This window comes from Rhodococcus sp. UNC23MFCrub1.1 (assembly GCF_000686025.1).
GTDB lineage: Bacteria > Actinomycetota > Actinomycetes > Mycobacteriales > Mycobacteriaceae > Rhodococcoides.
Genome location: NZ_JMLQ01000001.1, coordinates 958391 through 976723 on the forward strand (window position 1 = coordinate 958391; position 18333 = coordinate 976723).

Here is an 18333-nt window from a genome sequence, read left to right on the forward strand (position 1 = left end):
GATGTTGCCTTTCTGTTGTGATGCACTGCATTCGAGTGTCAGGCTGCGACGAGTTCCTTCTCGTTCACTTCCTCCAGAGACTGTCCGAACGTCTCGGGTCCGAAGCGAGCGACGACGACCAGGAGGACGTACATGGCCGCGATCATGAAGAACACTCCGGCCACTCCCGCGCGGTCGAAGAAGAAGAGGGCTGCGAACGGCATGACGGCGCCGGCGACATTCCCGATTCCGTTGACGATGGACGTGCCCATTCCGCGGATCGAGGTGGGGAACAGTTCCGGCGTCCACACCGACAGCATGGTGTTGAGCATCATCGTGAAGAACTGGAAGACGGCGCCGAGAACGAGGATGGTGACAACGCTGTTCGCGAGAGTCGCGAACGCCACCGCGGACACGCACCCGAGAACCGCCGCGGTCATCACAGTGGGCCGCCGCCGGACTCGGCCGGCGAGATAGCACGCGGCACAGGCGCCGAAGAGACTGCCGACGTTCATGATCATGGTGAACAGCAGTGAGTCCGTGAGGGAGTAGCCCCTCGAGACCAACAGGATGGGCATGAGGAACAGGAGGGTGACCTGGGCACCGAACGACATCCACGAGGCGGCTCCGACCGCCGCGGTGCGGCGCAGATTCTGCCCGCGGAACACCTCTGCGTACGACGTCGACGAGGTGGTGGGAAGGATGTCGGCATCGGTCACGAACTGCTTCGTCGGCCCCGGGTCGCGAAGCCCCGAGATCGAGCCACTGGCCAGCCGCGTCAGACTTCGATTGGCCTCGTCGACACGCCCTTTGGACAACAGGAAACGCGGCGATTCCGGAAGGTAGCGCCGGAAGAACACGACCAGCAGTGCCGGAACCGCGAGGATGACGTAAGTCCAGCGCCACGACGTGTCGTCGCCGCCCAGGACGCCTCCGAGCGGACCGAGCACGAGCATGAAGAAGCCGAACGATGCGATGTTGCCGATGCCTCCGGACGAGATGTTGAGAGTGGCGAGGAGAGAACCGCGGTGGCGGGTCGCGACCAGTTCGGCGAGGATCGCCAAACCGACCGTGAACTCGCCGCCCAGACCGATGCCCACGATGAATCGGCTCGCCAGCAGCATCTCGTAACTGACGGACGCGGCACTGATCAGTCCGCCGAGGGTGTAGACCAGCAGGTTCAGGCTGAGCGCCACCCGCCTGCCCCACCGGTCGGCGATGTAGCCACCGATGAGGCGGCCCACGAGTCCACCGATCACGGTGGCGGTGTTGATGAATGTCAACTGCGCGTTGCCGATTCCGAGAGAGTCCTTGATGAGCGGGCCCATGGCGCCGGTGGAGTTCTGCTCGAGACTGTCGAAGAACAACCCCGCCATGAGGAGGAGGACGACAGCTCCCTGGACGCGGGTGAATCCGATGCGGTCGAGGGTGCTGGACAGTGCCGATGCCGGCACGGGATCGACGCCCGGTGGGATCGACGCCGGAGTGGATGTGGACATGGTGTGCTCCAGGGACTGGACGGCACCGGGAACGGATGTCAGCCGGCGAGTCGCCTCTCCACGTGCTCCGAAACGACTGCCTAATTTGTATACAAACCATGTGTCATTCCCGTTGCTCGGCGCTACGGATGTGTTAATCCCCTGATATACACCTCAGATAGTATACGAAGTGACGGACCGACTACTCAGGTGTCGGCTTCGTCCCGCCGGAGATGCTCGTCCATGAGGAACCCCGCCTGGACGGGCGCGCCACCGAGGATGGCCGAGGCGAGTGCCGCATGGTCGTGAACGGTGGCATCGGGATCGTCACCGAGACCCCACTCCACGCGTCGATTGACACCCGCCAGCATCTCCCTGAGCTGGTCGTTGCCCGAGGCGATGGCGATGAGGTCGTGGAACGACCGGGCGCCGCTCCGGCCCGCGGGTGATCCCCCGCCGCAGTCGCGCGCCCGTTCGACGACACGCGCCAGCTCGTCCGCCACCGAACCACCCCGGTTACGAGCAGCGAGCTGGGCGGCGAGAACCTCGAGCCCGTGCCGAACTTCGAGCAGCTCTCGATTGTCCTTGTGGAGAGTGGTCGACACCGTCGCACCGCGATACCGCACAGTGGTGACGAAACCTTCGGCTTCCAACTGCGCCAGAGCCTCTCGAACCGGCACGCGAGACACACCGAAACCCTTGGCGATGGTCTCCTCGACGAGCCTCTCCCCGCCGACACGACGACCCGAGAGGATCTCCTCCCGCAAGTGTGCCGCGATGGTGTCGCCGGGTGACCTGTCGTTCTCTCGACCCGCGTCCACGGGAAGAAGTCTAGTCGGCCGGTCCTCTCGATGCCGGGATCGTGACGACCCGTCCGCCGATCACGCCTTGTCAGCCTTGCGTTATTTGCATTCGTAATGCAATATTCGCATGAGCATCGGGGCGGGCCGGGTGCGGAGACCGGAGGGGATTCCATGATCACGGTGACCAGTGCCGCAGGCGGTGTCGGACGGCTGCTCGTCCGACAGCTGGCATCACGAGGTGTTCCGATACGAGCGGTGGTGAAGAACGACGACCAGGCCCGTACGACTCGGCGGGACGGGGCCACCGAGGTCGTCGTGGGCGATCTGAGAGCCCCGCAGACACTCGACACGGCCCTCGCCGGCACGACCGTCCTGTACCACGCGGCTCCGACGCAGATCATCGACGAGCGACCCGTCATCGATCACCTCATCGCTTCAGGACCATCACATGGTCTGCAGCACATCGTGTTCCACTCGGTGATCCACCCCGAACTGCACCAGCTGACCCATCATCGGCAGAAGGACATCGCGGAGGGGATGCTGCTCGACAGCGCGATCCCCACCACCGTCCTGAGACCGTCGCACTACATGCAGAACTACCTCGAGGTGTGGGACCTTCTGCACGCGGGCGTCATGCCGTACCCGGTCTCACCGGACAGCGTCATGGGAGTGGTCGACCTCGCCGATGTCGCCGAGGTGGCCGCCACCATCGCACTCGATCCGGACCCACACACCGGGCGTACCTACGACCTGTCCACCGTCGAACTGACTCGCCACCAGATGGCGGCGATCTGGTCGACGGTGTTGGGCCATCGCGTGACTGCTCTCCGCATCCCGCCGTCATCGCTCAGACACAGGACGGCCGCCCTGCCCGCGCTGGGACCGATCCTCGTCGAGGCCGTCCGGGCGACCGGAATGCACTCCGCGAGCCACCTCGTGCGGGGAATCGGCGCGGCCGCCAATCCCCGCGGCATGAACGACTGGCCGCACGATGCGCGCGAGGCGTACCGCACGATGATGTCGCATTACGACCGGCACGGACTTCCCGCCGGTGATCTGACCGTGCTTCCCGCACTGCTCGGACGCGAACCCACCTCCTACGAGGAGTTCGCCCGCCGGTCCGCCTCCGAGCGTGGGCATCGGTCGAAGGACTCCCGAGGATGAGTCGCTCGCAGGATCCATTCCGACCGGCGCGGTCCATGGTGACCGGGGCGAGTTCCGGCATCGGGGCCGAGTTCGCCCGAGCCCTGGCCGCGCGCGGCTCCGACCTGGTGTTGGTGGCACGACGGGAGGACCGGTTGACCGCTCTCGCAGCCGAACTCGAACGTGCACACGGCATCCACTGCCGTACGGTCTCCCATGATCTGTCGGAACCCGCAGCCGGACGTCGACTCCGGACCCTGGTTCCCGAGAAACTGGACCTCGTCGTCAACAATGCCGGCTTCGCTGTACAGGGCCCGTTCGTCGACAACGATGCCGACGACCTCGCGCGGCTCCTGGCGGTCGATGTCGCTGCAGTGGTGGACATCTGCTCTGCCTTCCTCCCCGACATGATCTCCCGCGGCACCGGATCCGTCGTCAACGTCGCCAGCACGACGGCGTTCCAACCCGTTCCCACCCTCGCCGTCTACGCCGCAGCCAAGGCGTTCGTCCTGAGCTTCACGCAGTCGCTGTGGTACGAGTCCAGGCGCCACGGTGTCCGAGTGTTCGCACTCGCCCCGGGTCCGACGCGCACCGAGTTCTTCGATGTCATCGGCGAGTCCGCCGCGACGACCGGCTCGTACCAGTCACCCGCCGAGGTCGTCGCCACCGCGATGCGCGCCCTCGACGCCAGAACCTCACGTCCACACGTCATCTCAGGACGGAGGAACACCATCGCGGCCGCCACGGCAGCGCTGACGCCACCTCGGGTACTGCTTCCGGCGGTGGCGCGGCTACTGCGCTGATCTCCCGAGTTGCCGTCCCCGCTCGGCCGACACGGACTGTAGTGTCACGATCATGGCCAGGGCCTCGAAGTTCACTGCGGCCGACCGTCGCGCCGCTGTGGAGCGTGCCTTCGAGGGAACAGAGAGTCCCACCGCCGTCGCATCTGATCTGGGTGTCCACCCGACCACTCTCTATCGGTGGGCCGCGTCCGACACGGCGGACGACCCGGGGCCGGCGCCAACTCGGCTCGTCCACGCCACCCAGACGCTGCTCGAACACTCCGACTACGGCGACATCACCGTGGAGGCCGTGGCGCAGCACTGCGGACTCGCGGCCCGGACCGCATTCCACCACTTCCCCACCAAACGCGACCTGTTCCACGCAGCCGTCAACGATGCCGCCACCACGCTGATCGACCGCATGGCAACGCGTTCCGAGCAGGCGACGTGGCCGGACGATCCTCTGGGACAGCTGCGATCGTTCCTGCACATCGCCGCGGCCACCATCTACGACACTCCAGCGACCCACGTGCTGTTCCGCAACATCGGTGTTCCCCGCAGCGAAGGAACCGCCGAGGGGTGGCACACCGACTTCGTCGTCGCGATCGAACAACTGCTACACAGAGCGGCCGATGCCGGTCAGATCGAACGCCACACCGACGTGGCCGCGGCAGCGCAACTCGTGACCGGCGCCATGCGCGGGATCCACACCGCCGTGTTCGACGGCGCCTCTCCCGATGTCGCACTCGACCTGGTGGACCGCGTTCCCCTGCTGATACCCGGCCCCCGTCGAACGTGAGATTCGCAGCGTCGAGGCACCCCGCACCTCACCCGATCACGCGGTACCGCAGCATCATCTCGTGATCCTCGTGGTCGAGGATGTGGCAGTGCCACATGTAGCCCTGCAGATCCCCGGCCGGTGCGCTGTGAACTGCATGGTCGTAGGACGCCAGGGCACCCGGTTCGGGCGGCCGGGAAAACACGGCGTCGGGATCGAAGTCGAGTTCCTCGGCGGTGGGGAATCGCACGACGATGCGAGTCACGGTGCCCGGATCGAGTCGCACCGTGTCCTTCCACCCGCTCTCCCACGGCGCCGGAGGGAGTCCCGGACCGGCGAGGAAGGGTTCCGGTGACGGCGTCCACTTCGTGCCGACGGCGGGTTGCGGATGAGCGAGTTGAAGCTCGACGGTGCGTAGCGGGACGCGCTCGAGAATGCGGAAGTGCACCAGGTGCAGATGGATCGGATGCGGATCCGCCGTGACGTTCACGATGTCCCACCGCTCGGTGGTCCCGGCGCGGGGAGATTCGATGTCCCCGTCGGTGTAGCGGAGGTTGTTGAGAGCCATGTACGCCGGCGGAAGCCGTAGCGCGTACGGCTGACTGACGGTGACGACACGGTGGCGGTCGGGAGTTGCGATCGGCGGTAGTGGTTCCGGTCGTGATCCACCGTCGCGCAGACGGTTCGGGATCGCGCCCGTGTGGCCGCGAGCCGCGGTGACGTCGAAGCGGCAGAAGTGCGTCATGGCGACGGCGCCTAGTTGCGCAGCCTGGAACGGTGGTGCCTCGTCGTTGAGCAGCCGCACCGCCGTGCCGGGTTCGACTGCCCCGAAGTCCACGAGCACGTCGTAGCGCTCCCCCGGGGCGATCCGGAGGTGTCGAGTCTCGACCGGGGCATCGAGCAGTCCGCCGTCGTTACCGATGACCAGAAACGGGATCTCGTGATCGAGGTAGAGATTCCAGACGCTGTACGAGCCGGCGTTGATCATACGAAAGCGATACACCCCGCGAGCGACCGGGACACGCGGCCACACAGCACCGTTCACCACTCCGAGATCGCCGACGGCCCCGCCTTCCCAGGATCCTTCGGGCACCACGGGGGTGGATCGCAGACTCGCTCTGCCATCAGGATTCAGGATCTTCTCCTGCAGTACGAGCGGCATCTCGAACTCACATGCGGGCAGACCCAGCGGATTGCCCGCTTCGCCGGTGTCGAAGCGGTCGCGAAGCAGAACGTTCCCGGCGAGCCCGCCGTACACGTTCGCGCGGGTGATTCCCATGGCGTGGTCGTGGTACCAGAAGTGCGCCGCCTCCTGGCGGAACGGGAACTCGTAGCGCAGGGTGCGACCGTAATGCACGAGTTGCTCGGCGTGCCCGTCGCTGTCCGGCGGGGTCAGCCCGCCGTGCAGATGCAGCACCGTCGGCGGACTGGTCCGGAAGAGAGGCGAGACTCCGTGGAGACTCGTGTCGAGATCGCGCGCGAACGGATGCGGGCCGAGGTCGTTGGTGAGGGTGAGCGACATCCGTTGACCGGACACCGCTTCGAGGGTGGGGCCGAGCACCGTGGTCGCCACCCCGTCCACCTCGTACGCCATCGCGGGCGCCGCAGACACTCCCGAGTGATATCGATGCATCGTGGACACGGTTCGGACGACGTGGTCGGCCCCGCGCACGGTGGGCAGCGGAGCGACCTCGTCGATGTACGGCGTCAGTGCCGGCGAGTGGAACAGCAGCGGACTCGAGAGGGTCGGCTGAGCCTGAGCGCGGGTGGCAACACCCCCCGTCGCACCCACTGCCACCGCCAAGCCCAGATTGCGCAGGAACCGCCGGCGCGCCATCGCACCGTCACGACCGACCGAGAACTCCTCTGCCACTTCGCACCCCCATGCCCGCGGCGCGAGTGCGCCGGGGCTGACCGTACCGCACCGTATGGTGTGTCAGGCCCGTTTCGGCGGAGTGACGGGCAACTACCGCGCGGTCAGCAGGGCGAACATCGCCCGCACCTCGTCCGGGGTGGGCGTGGGAAGGTTGTCGCGGGCATGCACGAAACCGATTCCCGCGTACACGAGGAAGCCTGCTCGCAACCGTGCCTCGGCCTCGTCGAACCCCAGTTCGCGCATCGAGTTCTGGACGACGTCGAAGATGCGCTGATCGAGCTCGCGGACGACCACGGCGATCTTGTCGTAGGTCCGAGCCCAGTCCCGCACCGCCGCCTCGACAGCCCAGGTACGTTCCTGCAGAAGCAGTTCCGCCATCACCTGCAGTCTCGCGTCCACGGGTACGGTGTCCACCTGAGCCAGTCCGCGAAGCGTGTCGTTCTGCTCGTCGCACCACTTGTCGGCGATGGCGGTCATCAGCTCGTCGATGTCGGCGAAGTGCCAGTAGAAGCTGCCCTTGGTCACCTTCAGCCGCTCGCACAGCGTCGTGATCTTCACTTCCGACACGCCCTCGCTCACCAGCAGTGCGAAGGCGGCGTCGATCCAGTCGTCGACGGTGAGCCGCGGAGCCCGTGGCGCGGGCGCCGACTTCTTCTCACTGCCACGCCGTCGACGCGCGGGGGCGCCACTCCGGGTGCGGGCATCGCCGGACGCGGCTTCGGGTGCCATCGCTCTCCTTCGTGTCGTGATGCTCGGCTGATCCGTCGATCGTACGATCACCTCGCCGGGTCAGACCCGACCGAGGGCGTCCAGCGCGAGTCGCCGGACCTGCTCGTCGCCCGAGAGCCCGGCGTGGTCGACCGTGCTCGTCGGATCGACGGACTGCACGACGACCGCCTCGCCGCCCGGCATCGCACTCGTGAACGGATCGGTCACGAGTCCGTCGGTCGCCGTGACGAGGTCGACGTACCGCACCCCAGCGACCGGTACGTCGACGGGCGGAGTCGTGAGAAACGACGACCCCGCGACGATCTGGCCGCACGCCCCGCACCACGGACCCACCAGGGGCTTCTCCAGACGGGCCAATTCGTCGTAAATTCCGATACCGCGGTTGAACGCGGCGATCGTGCCGGCCCCGGCGAGGTTCGTTCCGCGCCAGAGAGGCCCGATCGTGAGCAATGTGGACACCGGGGTAGGTCCGTCGTTCACGGGGTGGGCCAGTGCGTACTGCACGGCCAGCGCTCCCGCGCCGCGTGCCACGACGCGGATCCGCGACTCCCCGGTGCGGGACAGGATCCCGTCGATCGCCGACCGCACCTGCGACGCAGAGTCCTCGAGTGCAGCCAGCCCGGCGACCGTGGCGACCGGCCGGAGCGCCTCCGTGAGAGCCGATTCGCCGTAGGTCAGCGCAACCGGGCACCACCCCCGAGTCGTCAGATCGTCGGTCCACCTGTCCCACTCCGCCGCGGAGGCACCCAGATCGTGCACCAGGAGAACAGTGTCGCCGCAGGAATCAGTCGGGCCGGCCATGGACGGAGCCACGACACACGCCTGGACTCCGACCGCGATGAGCACGACGGATATCAGCTTGCTGCACAACGACATTCATGACTCCCGAGGCCGAATCGTCGAAAACGTTCGAACACACCATACAGTGCGGTATGGTGGTCTGAGTCACAGACGCGGTGACGATGATCGCCGGAAGGGCAGGTCGTATGAACCACGAACGGACACGACCCTGTCTGGTAGGACGGTGAGCGCCTCCACCTCGCGAGCAGTCTCGTCCGCGGCACGCGGAGCGGTGTCGTCTCTGGGCGAGTTCTACTCCCTGGCACTCGACACCGGCCGAGCACTGGCGAAGCGGCCGTTCCAGTGGCGGGAGTTCGTCGATCAGAGCTGGTTCATCGCCCGGGTCTCCCTGCTGCCGACGATCCTGATGTCGGTCCCCTTCACGGTGCTGGTCGTCTTCACTCTGAACTCGTTGCTCATCGAGATCGGTGCCTCCGATCTGAGCGGTGCGGGCGCAGGTCTGGGCGCCGTCACCCAGATCGGGCCGCTGGTCACCGTGCTCGTCGTGGCCGGCGCTGCCGCCACTGCGATCGCCGCAGATCTCGGATCGCGCACCATCCGCGAGGAGGTGGACGCCATGGAGGTGCTGGGTATCGATCCGGTGCACCGCCTCGTCCTGCCCCGAGTCCTCGCCTGCACTCTTGTCGCAGCCCTCCTGAACGGCGCCGTGTGCACGATCGGACTGGTGGGAGGGTTCTTCTTCTCCGTCTACCTCCAGGACGTCACACCGGGTGCCTATGCCGCCGGAGTCACGCTGCTGGTGGGACTTCCGGAACTGCTGCTCTCCGAGGTGAAGGCAGCACTGTTCGGTCTCCTCGCCGCGCTGGTCGCCTGCTACCGCGGACTGTCCGTGCGGGGTGGGCCCAAGAGCGTCGGGGAGGCGGTCAACGAGACCGTGGTGTTCTCGTTCGTCGCCCTGTTCCTGGCCAACCTGGTCCTCACCTCCGTGGGCCTCGCCGTGAGCGGCCGCTGATGGTGATCGAGATGAGCGACGTCGCCGCTGCGATGCGACGCCGGACGAACGCTGCCTCCGGAGCGGTCGATGTACTCGGCGAACGCGCGATCTTCTTCACGCGTGCACTCGCGTCCACCGGACGAGCCGTCCGGTCGTACCGCGGGGAAACCATGCGCGTCATCGCCGAGATCTCCCTCGGCACCGGGGTTCTCGCCGCGATCGGTGGCAGCATCGTCATCCTCGGCTTCCTCACGCTGTTCGCCGGTGCCACCGTCGCGGTGCAGGGATTCGACTCGCTCGGAAGCATCGGGGTCGACGCGTTGACCGGGTTCCTCGCCGCCTACGTCAACGTCCGGGTGGTCGCACCGGTCACCGCGGGAGTGGGCCTTACCGCGACCATCGGCGCCGGGACCACGGCAGCGCTCGGCGCCATGCGGATCAGCGAGGAGATCGACGCGCTCGAGGTCATGGCGATCAAGTCGCTGCCCTACCTCGTCGGCACCCGCATCGTCGCGGGCATCGTCGCCGTGGTTCCGCTCTACGCGTTGTCACTGATCACGTCGTTCCTCGCGAGCCGGGTCGCGACAGTCGTGGTGCTGGGCCAGTCCGGCGGGGTCTACGACCACTACTTCTCCACGTTCCTCGTCCCGACCGACGTTCTGTGGTCGTTCGTCCAGGTCATCGTCATGGCTGTCGCGGTCATGGTGATCCACACCTACTACGGCTACACCGCCTCCGGAGGTCCCGCCGGCGTCGGCACGGCCACCGGACGCGCCGTGCGCCTGTCCCTCATCACGGTCGTCAGCGTCACGCTGCTGATCTCGCTCGCGCTGTACGGCAGCGCACGATCCGTGCATCTGGCAGGGTGACATGACACGACCCTCCGCCCGCCTCAAAGGTGCTGCGCTCCTCTCGATTCTGCTGATCATCGGAGTCGTCGCGGCGGCCTACCTCGCCTATCGGGGCACCGTCACCGACGCGATCGCGCCATCGGTCTCGGTGTCGGTGCAGTCCGATCGCGCCGGGCTGGTGATGCAGCGGGGCGCCCTGGTCAAGATGAACGGTGTCGAGATCGGCACCGTCTCGCAGGTCCGCCCGTCGACCCGCGGCGCCGTGATCGACCTCCGCCTCCGCGGCGACATCGCGGGTTCGGTGCCCTCCGATGTCGGGGCAACCATCGCCGCCACCACCATCTTTGGATCGAAGATGGTCACTCTCACCGCTCCCCCGTCACCGTCCGCCGTATCCATCGCCGACGGCGCCGTCATCGCCGCCTCCTCCGTCACCGTGGAGGTGAACTCCGTGTTCGAATCGCTGACGTCCGTTCTCGTCGCGTCGCAACCCGAGAAGCTGAACACCACCCTGGGGGCGCTCTCCACCGCCCTGAACGGCCGGGGCCGCGCGTTGGACGCGACGATCGAGGACCTGGACACCGCGCTCGGGGCGGTCAGTCCGCTCGTCCCCACGCTCCGACGCGATCTCCGTTCCGCAGCAGTCGCGTCCGGCGCGCTCGGCGACAGCGCACCGGATCTGGTCAGCACTCTGGCCTCGCTGACCACCACCGCGCGCACGGTCACCGACAGCACTGATGTGCTGGGCCCCGCCCTGACGTCGCTGACGGGAGCGGCGACCGACGCTCGCACCGTTCTCGCGGAGAACGCCGACGGAGTGACCGCCACGGTGGCCGATCTGGTCCCGACGACCGGGTTGCTGCGGGAGTACTCCCCCGAGTTCACGTGCTTCCTTCAGGGCGCCGACATCGCACGGAAGGCTGCGGAGAAGGTCTCCGGCGGCAACGGCCGCACGATGTTGCTGAACAGCACCGTGCTGTTCGGGGTGCCGGCGTACGAGTACGCCACCGACCTACCGAAGGTCGCTGCCACCGGCGGGCCCCGGTGCGGTGCGCTGCCGCTGCTGTCCGACGGCGACATTCCGGCTCCCTACGTCCGCGCCGACACCGGCTCGAACCCCTTCCGCGCCGGTACGACCGCCCCCGTCCTGGACCCGACGTCCATCATCGACTTCCTCCCCGGCGGTCTCGCAGCACCGAGCACGACTCGATGAGTCACCGGGGCACCCTTGTTCGGCTCACGAGCTTCGTGGTCACCATGACCCTGGTGCTCGCCGCTCTGGTGGTCGTCTTCGGCCAGGTCCGCTTCGACTCGACCACCACCCACCGGGCGCTCTTCACCAGCGCGTCCGGCTTGCGCAGTGGTGAATTCGTCCGAGTGGCGGGTGTGGAGGTCGGATCGGTGGGCACGGTGGACATCGTCGACAACGACCACGCCGTGGTGGAGTTCGACGTGACCGATGCGTACACCGTGACCGAGTCCACCACGGCCACGATCCGCTACCAGAACCTGGTCGGCGATCGTTACCTCGAATTGGCCGACACTGCCGGTGACGCCGCGCCTCTCGCTGCCGGCGTCACCATCCCGGTCGACCGGACCTCTCCTGCACTGGATCTCGACCGACTCCTGGGCGGATTCCAACCCTTGTTCTCCGGCCTCGACCCCAGCACCGTGAACAGAGTGACCGGCGAACTCGTCGACGTCTTGCAGGGGCAGGGCGGCACCGTCGCCTCGGTGCTGGCGCGGCTCGCGAGCCTGACGTCGTCGTTGGCAGACCGTGACGAGGTGATCGGACAGCTGATCACGAATCTGCGGACCACCCTGGCGACACTCGCAGGGCGCCAGGACGACGTGTCCCTCGCGATAGACAGTGCTCGGACGCTGGTGTCCGGCCTCGCTGCCGACACCCGGACCTGGGGTGAGGCACTGACGAGCATCGACAGTTCGGCCGCCACGATCGGCGATCTGCTCGTCGACGCCCGTCCCCCGTTGGACACCACCATCGACCAGTTGCAGCGCACGGCAGCACAACTCGATGCCGGCAAGGACACCATCGCGAGCATCACCACTCGCCTGCCGGACACGTACGCCTCCCTCAGCCGCCTCGGCGCGTACGGGAACTTCTTCAACTACTACCTGTGCGGCATCAGGTTGAAGATCGACACGCCCGACGGGCAGGGCCTGACGACACCGCTCATCGGTCAGAACACGGGAAGGTGTGCCCCAGCATGATGGAACGCTTTCGCACGGTCGACACCGTCCGCACCGGCATCGTCGGCACCTTCCTCGTGGTGATCGCTGCAGCAGCAGCGATGAACGCGGCCGCACTGCCGATCGTCTCCGCCGGAACGTCGTACAGCGGATTGTTCCTCGACACCGGAGGACTCGAGACAGGCGCCGCCGTGGAGGTCGCGGGAGTGCGGGTAGGGACGGTCACCGACATCGCGGTCGCGGGACAGGCCGTCCTGGTGACGTTCTCGATCGAGGGAAAGGTACTGCCCGGCAACGACACCCGTCTCGCCATCGCCACCGAGACCGTCCTCGGCACCAAGAACCTCCGGATGGATCCGCGTGGTGCCGGCCGCCTGTCGACGACGGAACCCGTCGGACTCGACCGCACCACCAGCCCGTATCAGCTCACGGACGCCCTGGGGGACCTCACCGACGACGCGGCCGGTATCGACACCGAGCAGCTCACCGACTCACTCGCCGCCACCACCGAGATGCTCGGCCGCACACCGGACGACCTGGGCCGCGCCATCGACGGGGTGGGTCGTTTGTCCGCGACGGTCGCGTCGCGGGACGAGAGCTTGCGTGACCTGCTGGCGTCGGCCGAGGAGGTCACCGGCGTCCTTGCAGACCGCAGTGCGCAGGTCGACACGCTCATCGTCGATGCGGCCACGGTCCTCGCCGAACTCGACCGGCGACGCGGCGCCGTGGACACACTGTTCGGCACCGTGACCCGATTGGCGGACCAACTGCGCGGACTGGTGGCCGACAACCAGGCCGAGCTCGCACCGACACTGGCCTCGCTCGACTCCGTCCTCACCGTCCTGACCGACAACAAGGCGGACATCTCCGCCGCGATCGAAAACCTGGGGCCGTACGTGACGCAACTCGGCGAGGCGGTATCCAGCGGACCGTTCTTCAACTCGTACATCCAGAACCTGATCCCCGGCCAGGTCATCAGCCCGTTCATCCGCGCAGCCCTCGGACTGGGCCCGGCTCCGGCCGATTCCACGTCCGTTAATCCGCTGACGGCTCTCAACGGGGCACCGCGATGAAGGCGAGGCTCCTCGGCGTCGTGCTGTTCCTCGTCGTCGCTGCGACCGCGTCGTACGCGATCGTGCCGCGATTCACCTCGGTTGCGGTGACGGCGGAGTTCGCGAACACCACCGGTCTGTACGTCGGTGACGACGTGCGCCTCATGGGAGTGACCATCGGCTCGGTGACCTCGATCGAGCCTCGCGGCGACCACGCGGAGGTGGGACTGCGCTACGACTCGTCGTATCCCCTTCCGGCCGACGCGAAGGCGGTCATCGTCTCGCAGAGTGTGGTCGCGTCGCGCTTCGTCCAACTCGCTCCCGCTTACGACGGCGGCGACACCCTCCGATCCGCCGACACCATCCCGCTCGACCGGACCGCCGTGCCCGTCGAGTGGGACCGCATCACCGAGCAACTCGCCCGTGTATCCGAAACTCTTGCGCCGCAGGGCCTCACCGAACTCGGCTCGGACGATGCATCCAGGCCCCTCGGAGCGCTGGTCGATGCGGTGGACGCCAACATCGGCGGGCGGGGACAGGACATCCGCACCACGCTCACCCAGCTGTCCGACGCGATGCGCACGCTCTCGGACGGCAGAACCGATCTGTACTCCCTCGTGCGCAACCTCCAGGTCTTCGTGTCGGCGCTCGCAGCGAGTGATCAGCAGATCGTGACGTTCAACGAGATCATGGCCTCGGTCACCTCCGTGCTCGCCGACGATCAGGACGACATCGGCAGCGCCCTGGCATCACTGGATGGCGCGGTGTCGGATGTGGAGCGCTTCGTGCGCGAGAACAGGACGGGCGTCGCGACCACGCTGGGCAGCCTGGAGGAGCTCACGGCCGAGCTGGCGTCCCAGCGGGACGGTATCGCGCAGATCCTGCACGTCGCGCCCACGGCGCTGTCGAATCTGAACAACATCTACCAGCCGGCGCACAACGCGATCGTGTCGTCGTTGGCGCCGAACAACTTCGCGAATCCGATGGATTTCGTCTGTTCGGCCATCGCCGCCGCCGAGCAGGTGGGCGCGCAGGAAGGTGCGGAATCCTGTGTCCGGTACCTGGGTCCACTGTTGAAGACTCTTGCCTTCGACTACCTGCCCCTGCAGGCGAACCCCATCAAGGGTGTCGGCGCTCTGCCGGGCCAGATCGTCGACAGCGAGGGCGGGCGATGACGACACGGAGGACCTCGTCGTCGGTGGCACTCGTTCTGTGCTCGTCGGCACTGCTGTCGGCGTGCGGGTGGCAGGGCCTGAACTCCCTTCCGCTTCCGGGCACGGCGGGCGACGGTCCCGGATCGTTCGAGGTGGTCATCGAAATGCCCGACGTGTCCACGATCGAACGCAACGCGCGAGTCCTCGTCGGCGACGTCACCGTCGGACGTGTGGCCGATCTGGCGCTCGTCGACGGGCACGCCGAGGTGACCGTGCGTCTCGACGGCAGTACTGCACTCCCTGCCGATGCCGTCGCATCGGTGGGGCAGACGAGCCTCCTCGGATCGACCCACATCGAATTGGCCGCTCCGACAACGGGAGGCGCCCAGGGTCGACTCGCCGATGGCGATGTGATCCCCCTCGACCGGGCGGGCGCGTACCCCACGACAGAGCAGACGTTGTCGTCGTTGTCCCTGGTACTGAACGGGGGTGGGCTCGCGCGCATCAACGACATCACGACCGAGGTGGACGCGGCACTGGACGGCAACGAGGAGTCGCTGCGCTCGGTCCTGGCGGGTCTGGAGACACTGCTCGTCGGACTCGACGATCAGAAGAGCGACATCCAGAACGCCATCGTGGATCTGGACCGATTCGCCGAGACGGTCGCCGCGAACGACGCGGTCCTGGGCGATGCGGTCACCGCGCTGGCTCCGGCTCTGACCGTGTTGTCGGATCGCCGGGGGGATCTGGTCTCGGCCCTCGACTCCCTCGGCCGCCTCGGTACGACGGCGGAGGCCATCGTGAACGACACCGGCGACGACCTCGTCACGGCCCTGGACGATCTGGGCCCGGTCCTGAAGTCCCTCGCGGATTCCGGCTCGTCACTCACCGAGTCGTTCCGCTATCTCCTCACCTACCCGTTCCCCATCGACGTCTACAAGAACGCGGTGCGCGGCGACTATGCCAACGGGGAGGTGACGCTCGACCTCCGGATGGCCACGTTGGACAACGCACTTCTTCTCGGCACGCCGTTCGAAGGGATGCTCGCCGGGCTCGAAGGAGCCGTGGGCGCCATGGCACCCACCCCGACGCCAACGCTTCCCACCGTGAACGACCTGCTACTGCCCCCGAACCTCTTGCCCCCGAACCTTCTGCCACAGAACGGCACACCATGACTCCGACTGTCCGACTCCGTGTTCAGCTGACGGTCATCGCCGTGGTGGCAGTGCTGTCGGTAGGGATCACGGGCGTCTATTACGCACGCATTCCGCGAGAGCTGGGGCTGGGCCGGTACAGCGTGACTGTGGAGCTCGCGGGGGGCGCCGGCCTCTACACCAACGCGAACGTCACCTACCGCGGCAGCGAGATCGGCAAGGTCAGTGCCCTGCGCGTCACTCCCACCGGTGCATCCGCTGTCGTCTCGCTGTCGTCGGACGTGTCGGTTCCTGCGTCGACACGTGCCGAGGTGCACAGCATGTCGGCCATCGGCGAACAGTTCATCGATCTCCTGCCCGACACGGACGACGGCCCCTTCCTCGGGGACGGGTCGGTCATCCCGATCGACCGCACCACGATCCCGACGGCGGTTGCCCCGACCATCGACCGTCTCGACGCGGCGTTCCGCTCCGTCGACCCGGTGACTCTCGGCCGCGTTCTCGACGACAGCTCCCTCGCGCTGGGTGCCGACGGTGACACCCTCGGCGAGCTGCTCGACTCGCTCGGGTCCGTCACCACGGCGACGCGGGAGAACATCGACCCGATCGCGGCCCTCGTCACCGATCTCGACCCGGTGCTCGGTGCGACCGCCGCGAGCAGTGACGCCATCCGGTCGTGGGCCGCGTCGCTGGCCACCGTCACCGGTCAGGTGTCGACGCGCGACGGCAACCTACGATCCGTCATCGACGGTGGTGAACCCCTGGGCGCTGCGGTGTCGGGACTGTTCCAGGACCTGCGCCCCACACTCCCCCTGTTGTTGTCGAACCTGATCAGCGTCGAGCAGGTAGCCGTCACCTATAACGCTGCGCTGGAACAGATCCTGGTTCTGTATCCCCCACTCATCGCCGCCACGCAGGGCACCGGTAAGGCGAATGCCGATGCCGGTGACCCCGGCCAGAACACGTACTTCGCCGCACAACTCAACGACCCGCCGCCGTGCACGGAAGGTTTCCTCCCCGCCGACCAACGCAGATCACCCGTCGAGGTCGACACCGTGCCGACGCCGACCGACCTGTACTGCAAGATTGCGCCGGACGACCCCAGCGCGATCCGCGGCGCACGCAACCTGCCGTGCCAGGAGTTCCCGGGCCGGCGGGCGGCGACGGTGCAGTTGTGCCGACAGGGTGCCTACGACCCGAACAACGGGTCCTACATCACCGATGACGGGTCGCGATGGGTCGAGTCGACGCTGTCCGACGCGCCGCCCGCAACGGTGGAACAGATGATGCTGCCGGACGAGTGACCCGGCGACCTACCGCACAGGATCCAGCGCGGAGACGAGCCAGCGACCGTCCACCTGCGCCATCTCCACGCGGAGGCTGGTCGAGGTGGCACGCGGATCGGGAGTGTCTGCCGCAGTGACAGTCTGGTTGACGAACAGCAGCGCGACGGCCTCGGCGTCGTCCATCGAGACGAGCGCGGCACCCGACACGACCGCGCTCGAGGTGAGTCCGCGTTCGATCGCTCCCGGAACGACGGACTGCTCGGCGAAACCGGAATAGTAGGTGAGGAAATCGCCGGTGAGGCGTGCCTTCGCGCCGTCGACGTCGGACTGCACGCTGTCCGCTCGGTAGGACAGGACGGCGACGGTCCCCTCCGTCGCCGCCCGGACGACGTCCGACTCGACGGCATCGGATACCGCCCGATCCGGGACCGTCAGTTCGATCCCGACCGGGACAGCAACCAGCGCAACGATTCCGACGACGATCGAGATCTGCGCACCCCTCCGGCGCAGGCCCCGTCGTCGATCGGTCGCCGCGCCGTCGTCGACCGCATCCTCAGGTTCCGTGTCGGCGTCCAGAGTGACCGCCACGTCGTCGCTCACGGCACGAACTGCACGTCGGACAACGCGAGGCGGTCACCGTCGCGTGCGACCGAGACGCGCAGGCGCCAGACACGCGGCTCGTCCGTGGCTCCCGAGGCATTGGTGACCGTCGATGTCGCAGCCACAAGCACCTGCGCGTCGGAATCGGTCATCGACTCGATTCCCGCCTCGCTCACCGCTCCGGTGGCAGTGACGTCCGCATCCCGGACGACGGACACGAAATCCGCAGCGCGCTGGGAGAACTCGTCGCGGAAGCGACCGGTGGACGCCGACGTCACCCGCTCGACGTCCGCATCGACCGTGTCTGCGGAGATGGTCGTGAGGTCGAGGACGCCCTGCCGTGCGACCTGCAGGTACTGCTGCTCGAGCGTGGTGCGCTCCCGAGCCTCCTGAGATCGCGTCCACGTCGTGGCCGAGACAGTGACCGAGGTGGCCACCTCGGCGACAGCGAGTACACCGACGATCACCCGCGTTCGTGTGCGCACAGCCCCTCCTGTCCCGGGCCACCTCCAGCGCGGCCCTCAGTCCGACCGTACTACAGAGTACGGATGCTGTTTCCGAAACAGCGGAACAGATTTCGTTGCCCGAAACGCTTTCTCCATACCCGGTAGTACGGTACGTTCGCTCCACACGAACGACCGGATTTCACCGATCGAAAGCAG

18 protein-coding genes are annotated in these 18333 nt (G+C 67.2%); 11 read left to right on the forward strand and 7 right to left on the reverse strand.

Annotated elements, in window-relative coordinates:
- Positions 1-38: 38 nt before the first annotated feature.
- Together BR07_RS0104795 and BR07_RS23360 are read right to left on the reverse strand one after the other, a co-directional pair.
- Positions 39-1478 carry an MFS transporter gene (locus BR07_RS0104795; protein WP_231476180.1) on the reverse strand — a complete coding sequence of 480 codons (1440 nt, stop codon included), beginning with the start codon at positions 1476-1478 and terminating at the stop codon, positions 39-41.
- A 185-nt stretch (positions 1479-1663) separates the two neighbouring features.
- Positions 1664-2278 carry a GntR family transcriptional regulator gene (locus BR07_RS23360; RefSeq protein WP_051613023.1) on the reverse strand — a complete coding sequence of 205 codons (615 nt, stop codon included), beginning with the start codon at positions 2276-2278 and terminating at the stop codon, positions 1664-1666.
- A 153-nt stretch (positions 2279-2431) separates the two neighbouring features.
- Here BR07_RS23360 and BR07_RS0104805 point away from each other — a divergent pair, with 153 nt between their 5' ends.
- The 3 genes from BR07_RS0104805 to BR07_RS0104815 are packed head-to-tail and all read left to right on the forward strand — an operon-like array spanning position 2432 to position 4984.
- Complete coding sequence (locus BR07_RS0104805) at positions 2432-3424, forward strand: SDR family oxidoreductase (protein ID WP_027504454.1); 993 nt, start codon at positions 2432-2434, stop codon at positions 3422-3424.
- Positions 3421-4206 carry an SDR family NAD(P)-dependent oxidoreductase gene (locus BR07_RS23365; protein ID WP_037184077.1) on the forward strand — a complete coding sequence of 262 codons (786 nt, stop codon included), beginning with the start codon at positions 3421-3423 and terminating at the stop codon, positions 4204-4206. Before BR07_RS0104805 ends, BR07_RS23365 begins: the two co-directional genes overlap by 4 nt.
- Positions 4207-4258: 52 nt before the next feature.
- Positions 4259-4984 (forward strand): TetR family transcriptional regulator, encoded by a 726-nt coding sequence (locus BR07_RS0104815; protein WP_027504455.1) that lies wholly within the window; start codon positions 4259-4261, stop codon positions 4982-4984.
- A gap of 28 nt (positions 4985-5012) precedes the next feature.
- On the opposite strand, the gene BR07_RS0104820 is transcribed toward BR07_RS0104815, so the two are convergent.
- The 3 genes from BR07_RS0104820 to BR07_RS0104830 all read right to left on the reverse strand — a co-directional run bounded on the left by BR07_RS0104820 (position 5013) and on the right by BR07_RS0104830 (position 8444).
- The gene (locus BR07_RS0104820; RefSeq protein ID WP_027504456.1) at positions 5013-6800 is read right to left on the reverse strand and encodes a multicopper oxidase family protein; all 1788 of its coding nucleotides are present in this window, start codon (positions 6798-6800) and stop codon (positions 5013-5015) included.
- A gap of 129 nt (positions 6801-6929) precedes the next feature.
- Positions 6930-7568, reverse strand: coding sequence for a TetR/AcrR family transcriptional regulator (locus BR07_RS0104825; protein WP_027504457.1), 639 nt, complete (start codon positions 7566-7568; stop codon positions 6930-6932).
- A 60-nt stretch (positions 7569-7628) separates the two neighbouring features.
- Positions 7629-8444 (reverse strand): esterase/lipase family protein, encoded by an 816-nt coding sequence (locus BR07_RS0104830; RefSeq protein ID WP_027504458.1) that lies wholly within the window; start codon positions 8442-8444, stop codon positions 7629-7631.
- Between the two features lie 196 nt (positions 8445-8640).
- Here BR07_RS0104830 and BR07_RS0104835 point away from each other — a divergent pair, with 196 nt between their 5' ends.
- The 8 genes from BR07_RS0104835 to BR07_RS0104870 are packed head-to-tail and all read left to right on the forward strand — an operon-like array spanning position 8641 to position 17089.
- Positions 8641-9381 (forward strand): MlaE family ABC transporter permease, encoded by a 741-nt coding sequence (locus BR07_RS0104835; RefSeq protein ID WP_373428400.1) that lies wholly within the window; start codon positions 8641-8643, stop codon positions 9379-9381.
- Positions 9382-9392: 11 nt separating this feature from the next.
- The gene (locus BR07_RS0104840) at positions 9393-10232 is read left to right on the forward strand and encodes an ABC transporter permease (protein ID WP_197027721.1); all 840 of its coding nucleotides are present in this window, start codon (positions 9393-9395) and stop codon (positions 10230-10232) included.
- 1 nt (position 10233) lies between these two features.
- Positions 10234-11427: an MCE family protein gene (locus BR07_RS0104845; protein WP_027504461.1), complete on the forward strand. Its 1194-nt coding sequence runs from the start codon at positions 10234-10236 to the stop codon at positions 11425-11427.
- 35 nt (positions 11428-11462) lie between these two features.
- Entirely contained in the window at positions 11463-12446 is a 984-nt protein-coding gene (locus BR07_RS0104850; protein WP_269320090.1) for an MCE family protein, read from the forward strand.
- Complete coding sequence (locus BR07_RS0104855; protein WP_051613024.1) at positions 12443-13498, forward strand: MCE family protein; 1056 nt, start codon at positions 12443-12445, stop codon at positions 13496-13498. The genes BR07_RS0104850 and BR07_RS0104855 overlap by 4 nt, the downstream gene beginning before the upstream one ends.
- Positions 13495-14652 carry an MCE family protein gene (locus tag BR07_RS23370; protein WP_037184080.1) on the forward strand — a complete coding sequence of 386 codons (1158 nt, stop codon included), beginning with the start codon at positions 13495-13497 and terminating at the stop codon, positions 14650-14652. Before BR07_RS0104855 ends, BR07_RS23370 begins: the two co-directional genes overlap by 4 nt.
- Positions 14649-15806 (forward strand): MCE family protein, encoded by a 1158-nt coding sequence (locus tag BR07_RS23375; RefSeq protein WP_051613025.1) that lies wholly within the window; start codon positions 14649-14651, stop codon positions 15804-15806. Before BR07_RS23370 ends, BR07_RS23375 begins: the two co-directional genes overlap by 4 nt.
- On the forward strand, positions 15803-17089 hold the full coding sequence (locus tag BR07_RS0104870) for an MCE family protein (RefSeq protein ID WP_027504464.1): 1287 nt from the start codon (positions 15803-15805) through the stop codon (positions 17087-17089). The genes BR07_RS23375 and BR07_RS0104870 overlap by 4 nt, the downstream gene beginning before the upstream one ends.
- A gap of 9 nt (positions 17090-17098) precedes the next feature.
- Here the strand turns inward: BR07_RS0104870 and BR07_RS23380 are convergent, their stop codons facing one another.
- Together BR07_RS23380 and BR07_RS0104880 are read right to left on the reverse strand one after the other, a co-directional pair.
- On the reverse strand, positions 17099-17671 hold the full coding sequence (locus BR07_RS23380; RefSeq protein WP_051613026.1) for a hypothetical protein: 573 nt from the start codon (positions 17669-17671) through the stop codon (positions 17099-17101).
- Positions 17668-18156: a hypothetical protein gene (locus BR07_RS0104880; protein ID WP_027504465.1), complete on the reverse strand. Its 489-nt coding sequence runs from the start codon at positions 18154-18156 to the stop codon at positions 17668-17670. The genes BR07_RS23380 and BR07_RS0104880 overlap by 4 nt, the downstream gene beginning before the upstream one ends.
- Positions 18157-18333 lie beyond the last annotated feature (177 nt).

What these genes read in the sequence shown, in the direction of transcription:
- BR07_RS0104870 (WP_027504464.1), top strand. Translation starts at nt 15,803, where the DNA reads ATGACTCCGACTGTCCGACTCCGTGTTCAGCTGACGGTCATCGCCGTG.
- BR07_RS0104815 (WP_027504455.1), top strand. Translation starts at nt 4,259, where the DNA reads ATGGCCAGGGCCTCGAAGTTCACTGCGGCCGACCGTCGCGCCGCTGTG.
- BR07_RS23365 (WP_037184077.1), top strand. Translation starts at nt 3,421, where the DNA reads ATGAGTCGCTCGCAGGATCCATTCCGACCGGCGCGGTCCATGGTGACC.
- BR07_RS0104825 (WP_027504457.1), bottom strand. Translation starts at nt 7,568, where the DNA reads ATGGCACCCGAAGCCGCGTCCGGCGATGCCCGCACCCGGAGTGGCGCC.
- BR07_RS0104805 (WP_027504454.1), top strand. Translation starts at nt 2,432, where the DNA reads ATGATCACGGTGACCAGTGCCGCAGGCGGTGTCGGACGGCTGCTCGTC.
- BR07_RS0104855 (WP_051613024.1), top strand. Translation starts at nt 12,443, where the DNA reads ATGATGGAACGCTTTCGCACGGTCGACACCGTCCGCACCGGCATCGTC.
- BR07_RS0104845 (WP_027504461.1), top strand. Translation starts at nt 10,234, where the DNA reads ATGACACGACCCTCCGCCCGCCTCAAAGGTGCTGCGCTCCTCTCGATT.
- BR07_RS0104795 (WP_231476180.1), bottom strand. Translation starts at nt 1,478, where the DNA reads ATGTCCACATCCACTCCGGCGTCGATCCCACCGGGCGTCGATCCCGTG.
- BR07_RS0104820 (WP_027504456.1), bottom strand. Translation starts at nt 6,800, where the DNA reads ATGGCGCGCCGGCGGTTCCTGCGCAATCTGGGCTTGGCGGTGGCAGTG.
- BR07_RS23370 (WP_037184080.1), top strand. Translation starts at nt 13,495, where the DNA reads ATGAAGGCGAGGCTCCTCGGCGTCGTGCTGTTCCTCGTCGTCGCTGCG.
- BR07_RS0104830 (WP_027504458.1), bottom strand. Translation starts at nt 8,444, where the DNA reads ATGTCGTTGTGCAGCAAGCTGATATCCGTCGTGCTCATCGCGGTCGGA.
- BR07_RS23375 (WP_051613025.1), top strand. Translation starts at nt 14,649, where the DNA reads ATGACGACACGGAGGACCTCGTCGTCGGTGGCACTCGTTCTGTGCTCG.
- BR07_RS0104840 (WP_197027721.1), top strand. Translation starts at nt 9,393, where the DNA reads ATGAGCGACGTCGCCGCTGCGATGCGACGCCGGACGAACGCTGCCTCC.